We start from the raw sequence: 13,014 nt of genomic DNA, 5'->3' as shown, positions 1-13,014 counted from the left end.
ACCGCCGACGGAATGAGAACGAATCCATGGGCTTTACCGAAGTGTTTGTCGCCACCCACAAGGACGCCCTCAAGCGTGCCGAGGCGCTGGAAGGCGGCGCCGCTGCCGGCGACGGCATCCGGATTGCCGGCATCAGTGATTTTGAGATCGAACAGCTCGGCGACCTCGCCGGTGCCGCGGTGCACGCCGCGGGCGCGGATTACGAGCTGGCCATGGTGGACGTGGCAAGCGATTCACTTCTGGGCGTGCCGGCGGCGATGGTCCGGGCGCTGGCCGAGCTGCTCACCTACGAATCCGAGGGTGAGGGCAACGTTTTGGACGAGGTGGCCGAGCGCTGGGCCGCCGAGGATGACATGCCCTTTGGTGCCGGGGAAGCCAGGAACTACGTCCAGCAGCTGGCAGAGCTCGCCGGCACCGTGGACGAAGGCAGCAGGACCGGTCTCTACGTCTGGTCTTCCTAGCGCGCCATAAGCCTCCGTCCGCATGTCAAGTCGAAATAACGCGGACGATCTGGCACAATAGACAGGTACTCGATCTGCGTGGCCCCTCTCTCCGCGTCTGGATCCTGTCCTTTTCGAACCCCCAAGTACGGCCCGCCCCACGGGTGCAGAACGCGGGTTCAACCCCGTTTCAGAAACAGGAGTGACCACAAAAGTGGCCGTAAAGATTCGCCTTAAGCGCTTCGGTAAGATGCGCGCACCGTACTACCGCATCGTCGTCGCCGATTCGCGCACCAAGCGTGATGGCCGTGCCATCGAAGAGATCGGCAAGTACCACCCCACCGAGGAGCCCTCATACATCGAGGTCAACTCCGAGCGTGCACAGTACTGGCTGTCCGTCGGCGCGCAGCCGTCGGAGCAGGTCGCCGCGATCCTGAAGATCACCGGTGACTGGCAGAAGTTCAAGGGTCTGCCGGGCCAGGAAGGCACCCTGAAGACCAAGGCCGACAAGGAAGCATTCGTTGCTCCGGAGAAGGGTTCCGTGATCATCCCGGAAGCCATCACCAAGAAGGCCAAGGCATCGGAAGCCCCCGCCGAGGCTGAAGCAGAGACCACCGAGGCTGAGTAAATTGCTGGCAGAAGCGCTCGAACACCTTGTCCGCGGCATTGTCGACTCCCCTGAGGATGTCAAGGTCAGTGCCAAGAACAACCGCCGCGGGGATACCCTCGAGGTGCGCGTTCACCAGGAAGACCTCGGACGGGTAATCGGACGCCAGGGCCGCACCGCGCGTGCATTGCGCACGGTCGTAGCGGCGCTGGCAGATGGCGAGCAGGTCAGGGTCGACGTCGTCGACACCGACCGCCGCCGGTAACGCGCCTGCAGCACTTGCCTTACAGTCCGGCCCCTCCACCAGCTAACGGTGGAGGGGCCGGACTGCTTTGGGCCCTGACACTAGTCAGGACGTCCGCAAAGTCTTAACCACGCATCAACACGCAGTCCAAACAGAGGAACACATGCAGCTTCAGGTGGCCCGTATCGGCAAGCCCCACGGAATCCGCGGCGAGGTGACCGTCCAGGTGCTCACCGACGCGCCGGAGGACCGGTTCGTTCCCGGCACCGAGTTTGTGGTGGACCCCGCCTCCGCCGGGCCGCTCACCGTGCGCAGCGCCCGCTGGAACAAGGACATCCTCCTGCTCGGTTTCGAGGGGGTGGCCGACCGGAACCGTGCCGAGACCCTGCGCGGCGCCAAGCTGTTCATCGAAACCGAAGAACTCGACGAGGATGACGACGAGGGCTGGTATGAACACGAGCTCGTCGGCCTCGAGGCCCGCGTCGCTTCCCAGGCCGTAGGCAAGGTCACCGCCCTGAACACCATGCCCGTCCAGGACCTGCTCGTCGTCGAAACGCCGGACGGCAAGGAAATCCTCATCCCGTTCGTGGAGCAGATCGTCCCCGAGGTGAACATCGAGGAGGGCTACATCCTGCTCACTCCGCCGGCTGGCCTGTTCGAGATCAACGAGGAGGGCCCGGAGGACCCGGAGACCAGGGGCTCGGACTCCGCCGAGGATGAGACTGAGCCGGAGGCCAAAGCCTAGATGAGAATCGACGTCGTCAGTATTTTTCCCGAGTACCTGGCACCGCTGGAGCTGTCGCTCATCGGCAAGGCCCGCCAGGACGGGTTGCTGGACCTAAACGTGCACGATCTCCGCACCTTCACCACCGACCGCCACCGCACCGTGGACGACACGCCTTACGGCGGCGGCGCCGGCATGGTCATGAAGGCCGAGCCGTGGGCGCAGGCCCTAGAGTCCGTGGCGGCTGCCCGGCCGGCCGGTGCTACCAAGCCCGTGCTGATCGTCCCGTCTCCGGCGGGGGAGCGCTTCAACCAGGCGCTGGCCTACGAGCTTGCCGAGGCAGAGCAACTAGTGTTCGCCTGCGGGCGGTACGAGGGCATTGACGAGCGCGTCATCGAATGGGCCGAGGAACACTTCACCGTCCGTCCGGTCAGCCTCGGCGACTACGTCCTCAACGGCGGGGAAGTGGCCGTCCTGGCCATGGTGGAAGCCATCGGCCGGCTGCTCCCCGGAGTGGTGGGAAACCCCGAGTCGCTCGTGGAGGAGTCGCATTCGGACGGCCTGCTCGAGTACCCCGTCTACACCAAGCCGTCGGTCTGGCGCGACCGGGAGGTTCCGGCGGTCCTGCTCAGCGGCAACCACGGCAAGATCGCGCAATGGCGCCGGCACGAACAGTACCGCAGGACGGCGGAACGCCGTCCTGACCTGCTTCGGACGTTCGACGCCGGGACCCTGCCCCGCGCAGACCGCACCGCCCTCTCGGACCTGGGGTACGACGTCGTCGACGGTCACCTCAGGCGGCGGCCGGACCATGAAAGCGGGCCAGACGCCTGAGCCTCAGGAGTGTCGCATGATCCATATGGCGCAAAGGGTTCCATAATTTACCAATTCGTGCCATATGGGGCATAATTAATCCTTGTGTCTGCTGGGTCCGCGCCTGCCACAGGGGGAGCGTAACCAACAGCAAGGCACCCCGGTACCGCCAAAGGGTGGCGGGACCGGACCTCAACACTTCGGCAGCGATTCCCGGAAATATCCGGGCTTGGCTGCCGTGACCCAAAGTGGATGACCTGTGGCGTCCACCAGGAGTGGATCAATGCATATCCTCGATTCCGTAGATGCAGCCTCGCTGCGCACTGACGTTCCCGAGTTCCGCGCGGGTGACACCCTCAAGGTTCACGTGAACATCATCGAAGGCAAGAACTCCCGTGTCCAGGTATTCCAGGGCTTCGTCCTGGGCCGCCAGGGCGACGGCATTCGCGAGACCTTCACCGTCCGCAAGGTTTCCTTCGGTGTCGGCGTTGAGCGTACCTTCCCGGTGCACTCCCCGATCATCGAAAAGATCGAGGTCGTCACCAAGGGTGACGTCCGCCGCGCCAAGCTTTACTACATGCGTGCACTGCGCGGTAAGGCTGCGAAGATCAAGGAAAAGCGCGACTTCAGCACCGCCAAGTAAGTCCCGACGGACTTTCACGGCGGGTCCCCAACCCGTGTCCGGCCAGCGCCGGAGCCATCCGCAACAGCGCGCCACAGGATACGGATCATGGACCAGACAAAACGCCAGCCAGGGAAACCGGGCTGGCGTTTTGCGTTGCTGGCGGTGCTGGCTGCCGTCCTGGTCAGCGGGCTGATCCGCTCCCTGTGGCTGGACGTCTATTACATTCCTTCTGCCTCGATGGAGCCGCTGTTCGGCACGGGTGACAGGATCTTGGTGTCCCGCACCGACTTCCAGTCGGAGCCGATCCGCCGCGGCGACGTCGTCGTGTTCGACGGCCGGGGTTCATTCGCACCGCTGAACAGCGGGGAAGGTCCGCTGCAGGAAGCGGCGGCCGCGGCAGGCCATTGGCTGGGACTGACCGGCAGTGATACTACATATGTAAAGCGGGTCATCGGGCTCCCCGGCGACCACGTGGTCTGCTGCGACGCCGGCAAACGCCTCACAGTCAACGGTCAGCCGCTCGTGGAACCCTACCTGTATGACGGTGATGCAGCGAGCACCCAGAAGTTCGACGTGACTGTTCCTGAGGGCCGGCTGTGGTTGCTCGGGGACCACCGCTCGGTGTCCGCGGACTCCCGCAGCCTGTTGGGTGCACCGGGCGGCGGTATGGTGCGGTCGGACAGGGTGATCGGCAGGCCGGTACAGATTCTCTGGCCGCTTGATAGATTTGCGTCAGTGGCGCGGCCACCGTCGGCGGCCATTACAACAACAAAGGATGGACAGTAGATGCCGGAAATCGATCCCGGGAGCTCCGAACCGCGGCAGGCTGCTGCGAGGCCGGGACGGCACGCCGCCCAGGAGCCCGTTTCGGAGGTGTCTGCCTCCGGCGGTTCCGGACCCGGGTCACCTACTCCTGCCGGCCCGCGCCGCCAGGAACAGGCCCGTGCCCGCAATCCCTTCCTGCTGTGGCTGAAGGAAATCGCCACGGTGGTGGTGATCGCCGTCGTGCTGTCCTTCCTCATCAAAACCTTCCTGTTCCGGGCCTTCTACATTCCGTCCGAGTCGATGGTGAACACTCTGGACATCAACGACCGCATCTTCGTGAACCTCCTAGTGCCGGAGCCGTTCGCCCTGGAGCGCGGCGACGTGGTGGTCTTCAAGGACACCAAGGGCTGGCTGCCGCCTACACCGCAAAAGGCCGACGGGCCGTTCAGCGTCGTGGAGGACGGGCTGACCTTCGTGGGCCTGCTGCCGGACAATTCCGAGCAGCATTTGGTCAAGCGGGTCATCGGCCTCCCCGGGGACCACGTCGTCTGCTGTGACGCCGGAGGCAAGATCGCCGTCAACGGCGCAGCGCTGGACGAGACATACGTCAATCCTGCCGAAGTTCCGGCAGTGCGCACCTTCGACGTCGTCGTGCCCCAGGGCAAGGTGTGGGTGATGGGTGACAACCGCAACCACTCGGCGGACTCCCGTGCCCACACCGACACCAACGGCGGCTTCGTGGACATCGCCGACATCGAAGGCAAGGCAGCCGTCATCGCCTGGCCCATGAACCGCTGGGCGGCCCTGGACAATTATTCCGATGTCTTCAAGAAAGTGCCGTCGGCAGGTTAGCCATGTCTGTTGCACCCACGCTTGACTACGAGAAGCGCTTCCTTCCCCGCGGGGCGCGGTTCCTGGCCGGCGTCGACGAGGTAGGCCGAGGCGCCCTCGCGGGGCCGGTGAGCGTGGGAATCGCCGTCGTGGACCTGCAGAACATGGAACTGCTCGCAGATGTCCGGGACAGCAAGCTGCTTAAGGCAGCAGACCGCGAACGGCTCGATCCCCTGGTGCGGGCGTGGAGCGCCGCCTCCGCGGTCGGACATGCCAGCGCGCGCGAAATCGACGAACTCGGCATCATGGGCGCCCTCCGGGCCGCCGGAAACAGGGCCTGGTTTGAGATCCTCTGCGCTGGCATCACGCCGGACGTCGTCCTGCTGGACGGCAGCCACAACTGGCTCTCGCCCGCCGTCCAGCCTTCACTGTTCGACGAAGTCATCACCGACCCCGGCTGTGACGCGCCCGTCCACACCCTGGTCAAGGCCGACATGCAGTGCCTCAGCGTCGCCGCCGCGAGTGTCCTTGCCAAGGTCGAGCGGGACCTGCACATGCGGCAGCTCCACCTCGAGTACCCGGACTTCGGCTGGGACGTCAACAAGGGCTACGGCACCGCAGCGCACCGGGAAGCGATCCGCACGCGCGGCCCAAGCCCCTACCACCGGGTCAGCTGGAACCTGCTGACGGAGTAGTGCGGTGCGTCGTGCGGTGCGCGGGTTCCCGCCGCATGGTGCAAGATGGAACCATGAGTGCCGAAGACCTTGAGAACTATGAGACCGACATGGAGCTCCAGCTCTACCGGGAGTACCGCGACGTTGTGGGTCTGTTCAGCTATGTGGTCGAGACCGAGCGGCGCTTCTATCTCGCCAACCACGTGGACCTGCAGGCGCGCAGCGCCGACGGCGAGGTCTACTTCGATCTCACGCTCCAGGACGCCTGGGTCTGGGACGTGTACCGTTCAGCGCGGTTTGTGAAGAGCGTCCGGGTCATCACGTTCAAGGACGTCAACGTCGAGGAACTGCCGCGCAACGAGGAGCTCGCGCTGCCCAAGGACGTCGACCTCGGCAACTGAGGTTACTGCCTCCCCGCGTTCCTCCAGCGACTCCTCGGGGCGTCACCGTTCCTCCACAGCCGGTCTTTCTCCGGGATCCCTGCCTCCTTTCCCCTGTATCCCGACGGACTTTCCCACATAGCCCAATAGCGCCCTATTCCGGGTGAGCCAGGCCCCCGCAGTCTTGTTGCGGAGGTGGACATGAAAGCCAAGGATCTGCTGGGCCGGCGCGGGGAAGAGCTCGCGGCGGAGTACCTGGAATCGCTGGGGATGCTGATCGTGGAGCGCAACTGGCGCTGCCCGGACGGCGAAATCGACATCGTCGCACTCGACGGTGACGCCCTCGTCACTGCCGAGGTGAAAACGCGGCGTTCGCTCGCTTACGGCCACCCGTTCGAGGCCGTGGGCGCAGACAAGCTCGCCCGGCTTCACCGCCTCGGTTCGGCCTGGTGCCGAGACCATGGACTGCGCTTGCCGCTGCGCCGGGTGGACGTCATTGCCGTGCTGGACAACGGCGTCGGCAAACCCACCGTTGAGCACCTCAGGGAGGTGCTGTGATGGCGCTGGGGAGAGCCTATTCGGTGGCCCTCGTCGGCCTCAACGGCTACATCGTGGAGGTCGAGGCCGACATCGGCCAGACACTGCCGGCCTTTGTGCTTCTGGGCCTCCCGGACGCCTCCCTCAACGAAGCCAGGGACCGCATCCGCTCGGCGGCGCAGAACTCCGGTATTCCGCTGAGCCGGCGGAAGATCACCGCCAACCTGATTCCGGCGTCCCTGCCCAAGCGCGGTTCCGGCTTCGACCTTGCCATCGCCATGTCGGTGCTGCGTGCGGCGGAGGACATCAGGCCCACCGGGCGCACCATCTTCATCGCCGAGCTGGGACTGGACGGACGCCTCCGGCCTGTCCGCGGCATACTTCCGGCCGTGATGTCCGCGGTGCAGGCCGGGTTCCAGGACATCGTGGTGGCCCAGGCGAATGCAGCAGAGGCCGAACTCGTCCCCGGTGCCAGGGTCCGCGGCTACCGGACCCTCGCACGGCTGGTGTTCGATTTTGGCGCTGACCCGCAGGAGCTTGTCCTCGACTTCACGCCGGAGGACGAACCCGCCGGGACAGGGCCTGTCTCCGTGGACGCGCCCCTCCCGGACATGTGCGACGTGTCCGGCCAGGCAGAGGCACGCCGCGCCCTTGAGGTAGCCGCCGCCGGTGCCCACCACCTGCTGCTGACCGGACCGCCCGGCGCCGGCAAGACCATGCTGGCCGAGCGGCTTCCCGGGCTTCTGCCTGATCTGCGCGACACGGAGGCGATGGAGGTGACGGCGATCCATTCCCTGTGCCAGCTCCCCACAGCCGGGGTGCAGCTGGTCCGGCGGCCGCCCTTCGAGAATCCCCACCACACAGCCACGGCCGCGGCGATCATCGGCGGCGGGTCGGGGCTGCCGCGTCCCGGGGCCGCATCGCGGGCGCACCGCGGAATCTTGTTCCTCGACGAGGCGCCCGAATACGAACGCAGGGTCCTGGATGCACTCAGGCAGCCTCTTGAGAGCGGCGAGCTGGTCATCCACCGCTCGGCCGGAGCAGCGGCCTACCCCGCGCGGTTCCAGCTGGTGCTGGCAGCCAATCCGTGTCCGTGCGGCAAGGCCGCGGGGAAGGGCATTGAATGCACCTGCACCCCCTTCATGCGGCGCCGCTACATGTCGCGCATGTCCGGGCCGCTCCTGGACCGTGTGGACATCCAGCTGCAGGTGGACCGCGTGTCGCTGGCCGACTTAGGCCAGTCCGGGGGAGCGGAGGACAGCGCAACGGTTGGTGCCCGCGTCCTGGCTGCCCGGGGCCGCCAGCTGCAGCGGCTTCAGCCCTGGGGCATGGAAACGAATTCCCAGGTGCCCGGTCGCATCCTGCGCGGCGAACTGAAACTGGCGGCCGCCACCACCCGGATCCTGGATCATGCACTGGAACGGGGCGTACTCACGGCCAGGGGCTATGACCGCGTCCTCCGCCTCGCCTGGACTCTGGCCGACCTTGGTGGCCGGGAGCAGCCGGACGGGAACGACATCGGACAGGCCCTGAGCCTCCGCCAGACCGCTTCGCCAGCCGCGTGAAAGGAACCCACATGCAGAACGACAGACTTGCCCGTGCCGCACTGTCCAGGCTGATGGAGCCACAGGACGTCGCGGGCCTGGCCCTGGTGCACGTGGCCGGGGCTGAGGACGCGTTGCGGATAGCCACCGGCCAGGTCAGCTACGGGCCGGGGCTGGAACAGGACATCACCGGGTTGCTGGCAGAGCACAGTTCGGTGAACTCCTGGGCCGGCCTCGGTGCCGCGCTGAAGCGCTGGGCACCGAGAATTCCCGACCTCGCACCGGAGCGCGACCTGGCCACCATGCAGCGCCTGGGCGGTCGGATGATCATCCCGGCGGACGGGCTCTGGCCGCGCCAACTGGACGATCTTGGCCTGCACCAGCCGATCAGCCTTTGGTGGCGAGGCATTGAGCTGGAGCTTCCCCCAGCGGCCAAAGCGGTAGCCCTGGTGGGCTCGCGGGACAGCACCAGCTATGGCGCGTCAGTCACCGGTGACCTTGCCTACTCCCTGGCACAGCGGGGATTCACAGTGGTGTCAGGCGGCGCGTACGGGATTGATGCCCACGCGCACCGGGCAGCCCTGGCAGGGGGCTCAGGTGCAATGCCGACCATCGCCGTGATGGCCGGCGGCGTGGACCGCTTCTATCCCTCCGGGAACGAGGATCTCCTCCGCGCCGTTGCCAACCAGGGTGCCGTGCTCGCCGAAGTTCCACCCGGATCTGCCCCCACCCGTTACCGGTTCCTCCAGCGGAACCGACTGATCGCCGCCCTCGCGTCCGTCACTGTTGTGGTGGAGGCAAGGTGGCGGTCCGGGGCCTTGAATACCGCCCATCACGCGGAAACCCTGGGCCGTGCGGTGGGAGCCGTTCCCGGCTCAGTCCACAGCGCCAACTCGGCTGGCTGCCACCGGCTCCTGCGCGACGGAGGCGCCGTCTGCGTGACTGATGCCGGGGAGATCACCGAGCTTGCGTCGCCCAGCGGCCAGTCCTTGCCTGACGAAAGGAGCGGTCAGGCGGCCGATCACGACGGCCTCACGCTTGAGGACCTGATCCTGCTGGACGCCCTCCCGCTGCGGTCTGCCAGCTCCGTCGAAAAACTCTGCAGCGTGGCCGGACTGGGCGCCGACTCTGTGCGCGCGGGCCTTGGCAGGCTGGCACTGCTGGGACTGGCCGTCTCCGAAAAGGGAGGCTGGAAGCGCACCAAGCAATCAGCATAGGTCTGATTATCCGTGCCGTTTCTTGATTCTGTGCCAAATGCTGGGACAGTGGGGGAGTGGAGAAACAGGAACTGCCGGCCGCCCTCGCCCGGGCCGTGACGGGTTTCGGACGATACCTGACGGGCGAGCGGGCCCGGTCCGAACACACCGTGCGCGCATATCTGTCCGACGTCTCCAGCCTGCTGGGCTATGCGGCCGGTGAAGGAGTCACCGAGCCCGCGGGGCTCGAACTGGGCACCCTCCGGCGCTGGCTCGGCAGCCAGAGCGAGGCCGGCGCGTCCCGTTCCACGCTTGCCCGCCGTGCCGCCACGGCGCGGACCTTCACCTCCTGGGCGCTGCGGGAAGAACTGATCGAAACCGATCCGGCCCTGCGCCTGCAGGCCCCCAAGCGTGATGGTTCCCTGCCGGGCGTGTTACAGCAGCAACAGCTCTCTCGCCTGCTGGCGGATCTCAACGAGGCGGCCAAAGTCGGTGATCCCATGGCGCTGCGCGACCGGGCCATGGTTGAGCTGCTTTACGCCACCGGTGTCCGCGTCGGCGAGCTGGCGGCTCTGGACGTCGATGACCTCGACCCGGACCGCAGAACCCTGCGCGTACTCGGTAAAGGCAACAAGGAACGGACGGTGCCCTACGGGCTCCCGGCTGCGCTCGCCGTCGACGACTGGCTGCGCCGCGGACGGGGAAGGCTTGCTGCCGGGGACAGCGGACCGGCTCTCTTCCTCGGTGCGCGCGGCCGGCGCGTGGACCAGCGCCAGGTCCGCAGCGTGGTGAAGGGACTGTTCGACGCGCTCGGCGATACCTCCGCCACAGGCCCGCATGCCCTGCGGCACACCGCAGCGACGCATCTGCTCGACGGCGGCGCAGACCTTCGAGCGGTCCAGGAAATACTCGGTCATAGCAGCCTCGCGACCACCCAAATCTATACCCACGTATCCGTGGACCGTCTGCGGAAGAGCTATCAGCAGGCCCATCCGCGCGCCTAGGCCGTTTCTTCGGCGCGTCTTCTACACCACGCCGAATTGCACTGGCGTAATTAGACGGCGTACGGCACAATAAGATCCAAGTTCGGCAACTTTCAAGTTGTGCTTGAAGCACAGTATTCGGGCGCCTCTTGTCAGTCCGGCAAGTAATTTCATAGATTGGCAGGAATCACAGGCATCACGCGGTGCCCGGAGCAGCAAATATCTGTCCATGCAGGTCGTTGGGGAAGACGTACCTACAGCTATGGAGGATGGAATGTCTGTTGCAATGACCCGCGGTGTGCTGTTTATTCACTCGGCCCCTACCGCACTGTGCCCTCACGTTGAGTGGGCCATCGGATCCGTCGTGGACAAGCGAACGGATCTGGAGTGGACCCCTCAGCCCGCCGCGCCCGGAATGTTCCGCTCGGAGCTGTCCTGGACCGGCGCGCAGGGGACAGGTGCGCAGCTTGCGTCTGCCCTTCGGGGCTGGGCACACCTGCGCTTCGAGGTCACCGAAGAACCCAGCCAGGGCGTGGACGGCGGACGCTGGTCCCACACACCCGAGCTGGGCATTTTCCATGCCGTGACGGACGTGCACGGCAACATCATGGTGTCAGAGGACCGCATCCGCTACGCCTATGAGGCCGGCGCCGGCGATCCCTCAGCCGTTTATCACGAGCTGTCGCTTGCCCTCGGTGAGGCGTGGGACGAGGAGCTGGAACCGTTCAGGCACGCCGCCGAAGGTGCTCCGGTGCGCTGGCTGCACCAGGTCGGTTGACGAGAAAGGTCGGTTGACGCCTGCCCGGCTGATACACCAGCCTTGGCAATCCCCCATAGCAACGGAGAAGCCCCCGCCAACCGGCGGGGGCTTCTTCGGCCATTCGTTGCCACATCACACGCTGCGGATGGCGACGACGGCGTTGTGCCCGCCGAAGCCGAACGAGTTGCTGAGCGCGACGATGTCACCGGCCGGCAGTTCGCGGGCCGAGGTCACAACGTCGAGCGGGATCTCCGGATCCTGGTTCTCGAGGTTGATGGTGAGGGGAGCCTTGCGCTCGTGGACTGCCAGGACGGTGAGGACGGCCTCGACGGCGCCGGACGCGCCGAGCAGGTGGCCCATCTGCGACTTGGTGGCCGAGACGGCAACGTTCCCGACGTGGTTGCCGAGCGCCGCCTTCAGGGCCGTGTACTCCGGCTTGTCTCCGACCGGCGTCGACGTTGCGTGGGCGTTGACGTGGACGACGTCCTCCGCCTGGATGCGGCCGTCGAACATGGCTGCCTTGAGGGCGCGGGTGGCGCCCAGGCCTTGGGGGTCCGGTGCCGTGATGTGGTAGGCGTCGGCGGTCACGGACGTACCGGCGAGCTCGCCGTAGATCCGTGCACCGCGGGCGAGGGCGTGCTCCTCCGCTTCCAGCACCAGCGCGCCGGCGCCTTCGCCCATGACGAAGCCGTCACGGTCAAGGTCATAGGGGCGCGAGGCGTGCTCGGGATCGTCGTTGCGCCGGGAGAGGGCCTGCATCGAGGAGAACGCTGCCAGCGGCATCGGGTGGATGGCGGCTTCGGCGCCACCGCACATGACGACGTCGGCCTTGCCTGAGCGGATCAGGTCCAGTCCGAGGTGCATTGCTTCCGTACCGGACGCGCAGGCGGAAACGGGAGTGTGCGCACCGGCGCGGGCGCCCAGGTCCAGGCTGACGGCGGCGGCCACGCCGTTGGGCATGAGCATCGGAACCGTCATGGGCAGGACGCGGCGGGGGCCCTTCTCCTTCAGCGTGTCCCACGCGTCCAGGAGCGTCCAGACGCCGCCGATGCCGGTGGCGAAGGCCACGGCCAGCCGGTCTGGGTCGATTTCGGTGATGCCTGAATCGGCCCACGCTTCGCGTGCGGCGATGACGCCGAACTGGGTTGACGGGTCCATACGCTTGGCCTCAACGCGACTCAGAACGTCGAGGGCGGGCGTGGAGCACCGGGCGGCGAAGTGGACCGGCAGTTCGTACTTGGCTACCCACTCATCCTCGAGAGTGTGGGCTCCGGAAACCCCCTTCAGCGCGTTCTGCCACATCGTGGGTACATCGCCGCCGATGGGCGTGGTGGCACCCAGACCTGTAATGACTACTTTGCGTGTCATGGGATCACTCTCTGTCGGTGCGCCTGCCGTGTCCTGTGCTGCTGGCCGGAGGCCGGAGTGGGTGGCGTGCGGGGGAAATCTGCAAAAAAATTAGGGGTGGTGCATCGGCTGGCCGATCCGGAAAGTCCGGGCCGGCCAGCCGGGTTCAGCCGTGAAGGCTGAAGCCTGTAGCGGCAGAAGCCGATGACGGCTGGTGTTTTACTTACGCCTGGGCGTTGGAGATGAAGTCCACGGCGTCGCCGACGGTCTTGAGGTTCTTGACCTCTTCGTCCGGGATGCGGACGCCGAACTTCTCTTCGGCGTTGACGACGATGGTCATCATGGAGATGGAGTCGATGTCCAGGTCCTCGGTGAAGGACTTGTCCAGCTCGACGGCCTCGGGGGCCAGGCCGGTCTCTTCGTTGACGATTTCAGCCAGTCCGGCCAGGATCTCTTCGTTGCTAGCCATTGATGGCTCCTTTTCTTGTTATTGCCGGCAGAGGATGCCGGAAATGGGCAAACCGCGGTTGCGGCTTGGTTCTCG

At 66.1% G+C, this 13,014-nt stretch carries 17 protein-coding genes; 15 read left to right on the top strand and 2 right to left on the bottom strand.

The window, feature by feature from the left end:
* Nucleotides 1–26: 26 nt before the first annotated feature.
* From QFZ23_RS15330 to QFZ23_RS15260, 15 genes are all read left to right on the top strand, one after another.
* Entirely contained in the window at nucleotides 27–461 is a 435-nt protein-coding gene (locus QFZ23_RS15330; protein WP_306924182.1) for a hypothetical protein, read from the top strand.
* A 193-nt stretch (nucleotides 462–654) separates the two neighbouring features.
* On the top strand, nucleotides 655–1,068 hold the full coding sequence (gene rpsP / locus QFZ23_RS15325; RefSeq protein WP_102972220.1) for a 30S ribosomal protein S16: 414 nt from the start codon (nucleotides 655–657) through the stop codon (nucleotides 1,066–1,068).
* Between the two features lies 1 nt (nucleotide 1,069).
* Nucleotides 1,070–1,312 carry an RNA-binding protein gene (locus QFZ23_RS15320; protein WP_076802241.1) on the top strand — a complete coding sequence of 81 codons (243 nt, stop codon included), beginning with the start codon at nucleotides 1,070–1,072 and terminating at the stop codon, nucleotides 1,310–1,312.
* A gap of 142 nt (nucleotides 1,313–1,454) precedes the next feature.
* A complete protein-coding gene (gene rimM, locus QFZ23_RS15315; protein WP_306924178.1) occupies nucleotides 1,455–2,036 on the top strand; it encodes a ribosome maturation factor RimM in 582 nt (193 codons plus the stop codon).
* Complete coding sequence (gene trmD, locus QFZ23_RS15310; protein WP_306924176.1) at nucleotides 2,037–2,849, top strand: tRNA (guanosine(37)-N1)-methyltransferase TrmD; 813 nt, start codon at nucleotides 2,037–2,039, stop codon at nucleotides 2,847–2,849. It begins immediately after the preceding gene.
* A gap of 262 nt (nucleotides 2,850–3,111) precedes the next feature.
* Entirely contained in the window at nucleotides 3,112–3,471 is a 360-nt protein-coding gene (rplS, locus tag QFZ23_RS15305) for a 50S ribosomal protein L19 (protein ID WP_111905994.1), read from the top strand.
* Between the two features lie 87 nt (nucleotides 3,472–3,558).
* The gene (lepB, locus tag QFZ23_RS15300) at nucleotides 3,559–4,239 is read left to right on the top strand and encodes a signal peptidase I (protein WP_306924173.1); all 681 of its coding nucleotides are present in this window, start codon (nucleotides 3,559–3,561) and stop codon (nucleotides 4,237–4,239) included.
* Nucleotides 4,240–5,070 (top strand): signal peptidase I, encoded by an 831-nt coding sequence (gene lepB, locus QFZ23_RS15295; protein WP_306924171.1) that lies wholly within the window; start codon nucleotides 4,240–4,242, stop codon nucleotides 5,068–5,070.
* Between the two features lie 2 nt (nucleotides 5,071–5,072).
* Nucleotides 5,073–5,744, top strand: a complete 672-nt coding sequence (locus tag QFZ23_RS15290) for a ribonuclease HII (protein ID WP_306924169.1) — start codon at nucleotides 5,073–5,075, stop codon at nucleotides 5,742–5,744.
* A 53-nt stretch (nucleotides 5,745–5,797) separates the two neighbouring features.
* Complete coding sequence (locus QFZ23_RS15285; protein WP_003806068.1) at nucleotides 5,798–6,124, top strand: DUF2469 domain-containing protein; 327 nt, start codon at nucleotides 5,798–5,800, stop codon at nucleotides 6,122–6,124.
* A 180-nt stretch (nucleotides 6,125–6,304) separates the two neighbouring features.
* On the top strand, nucleotides 6,305–6,661 hold the full coding sequence (locus QFZ23_RS15280; RefSeq protein ID WP_306924167.1) for a YraN family protein: 357 nt from the start codon (nucleotides 6,305–6,307) through the stop codon (nucleotides 6,659–6,661).
* Entirely contained in the window at nucleotides 6,661–8,205 is a 1,545-nt protein-coding gene (locus QFZ23_RS15275; protein WP_306924165.1) for a YifB family Mg chelatase-like AAA ATPase, read from the top strand. The genes QFZ23_RS15280 and QFZ23_RS15275 overlap by 1 nt, the downstream gene beginning before the upstream one ends.
* Nucleotides 8,206–8,216: 11 nt before the next feature.
* On the top strand, nucleotides 8,217–9,401 hold the full coding sequence (gene dprA / locus QFZ23_RS15270; protein ID WP_306924164.1) for a DNA-processing protein DprA: 1,185 nt from the start codon (nucleotides 8,217–8,219) through the stop codon (nucleotides 9,399–9,401).
* Nucleotides 9,402–9,457: 56 nt separating this feature from the next.
* The gene (locus QFZ23_RS15265) at nucleotides 9,458–10,384 is read left to right on the top strand and encodes a tyrosine recombinase XerC (RefSeq protein ID WP_306924161.1); all 927 of its coding nucleotides are present in this window, start codon (nucleotides 9,458–9,460) and stop codon (nucleotides 10,382–10,384) included.
* 253 nt (nucleotides 10,385–10,637) lie between these two features.
* Entirely contained in the window at nucleotides 10,638–11,141 is a 504-nt protein-coding gene (locus tag QFZ23_RS15260; protein WP_003806074.1) for a DUF3145 domain-containing protein, read from the top strand.
* A 114-nt stretch (nucleotides 11,142–11,255) separates the two neighbouring features.
* On the opposite strand, the gene QFZ23_RS15255 is transcribed toward QFZ23_RS15260, so the two are convergent.
* Together QFZ23_RS15255 and QFZ23_RS15250 are read right to left on the bottom strand one after the other, a co-directional pair.
* Nucleotides 11,256–12,491 carry a beta-ketoacyl-[acyl-carrier-protein] synthase family protein gene (locus tag QFZ23_RS15255; protein ID WP_306924159.1) on the bottom strand — a complete coding sequence of 412 codons (1,236 nt, stop codon included), beginning with the start codon at nucleotides 12,489–12,491 and terminating at the stop codon, nucleotides 11,256–11,258.
* Nucleotides 12,492–12,693: 202 nt separating this feature from the next.
* Nucleotides 12,694–12,939 carry an acyl carrier protein gene (locus QFZ23_RS15250; RefSeq protein WP_003806076.1) on the bottom strand — a complete coding sequence of 82 codons (246 nt, stop codon included), beginning with the start codon at nucleotides 12,937–12,939 and terminating at the stop codon, nucleotides 12,694–12,696.
* Nucleotides 12,940–13,014 lie beyond the last annotated feature (75 nt).

The sequence above is a fragment of the Arthrobacter globiformis genome, assembly GCF_030818015.1.
GTDB lineage: Bacteria > Actinomycetota > Actinomycetes > Actinomycetales > Micrococcaceae > Arthrobacter > Arthrobacter globiformis_C.
Note: the sequence above shows the minus strand (reverse complement) of the source record. Positions and strands in the feature narration are given on the sequence as shown.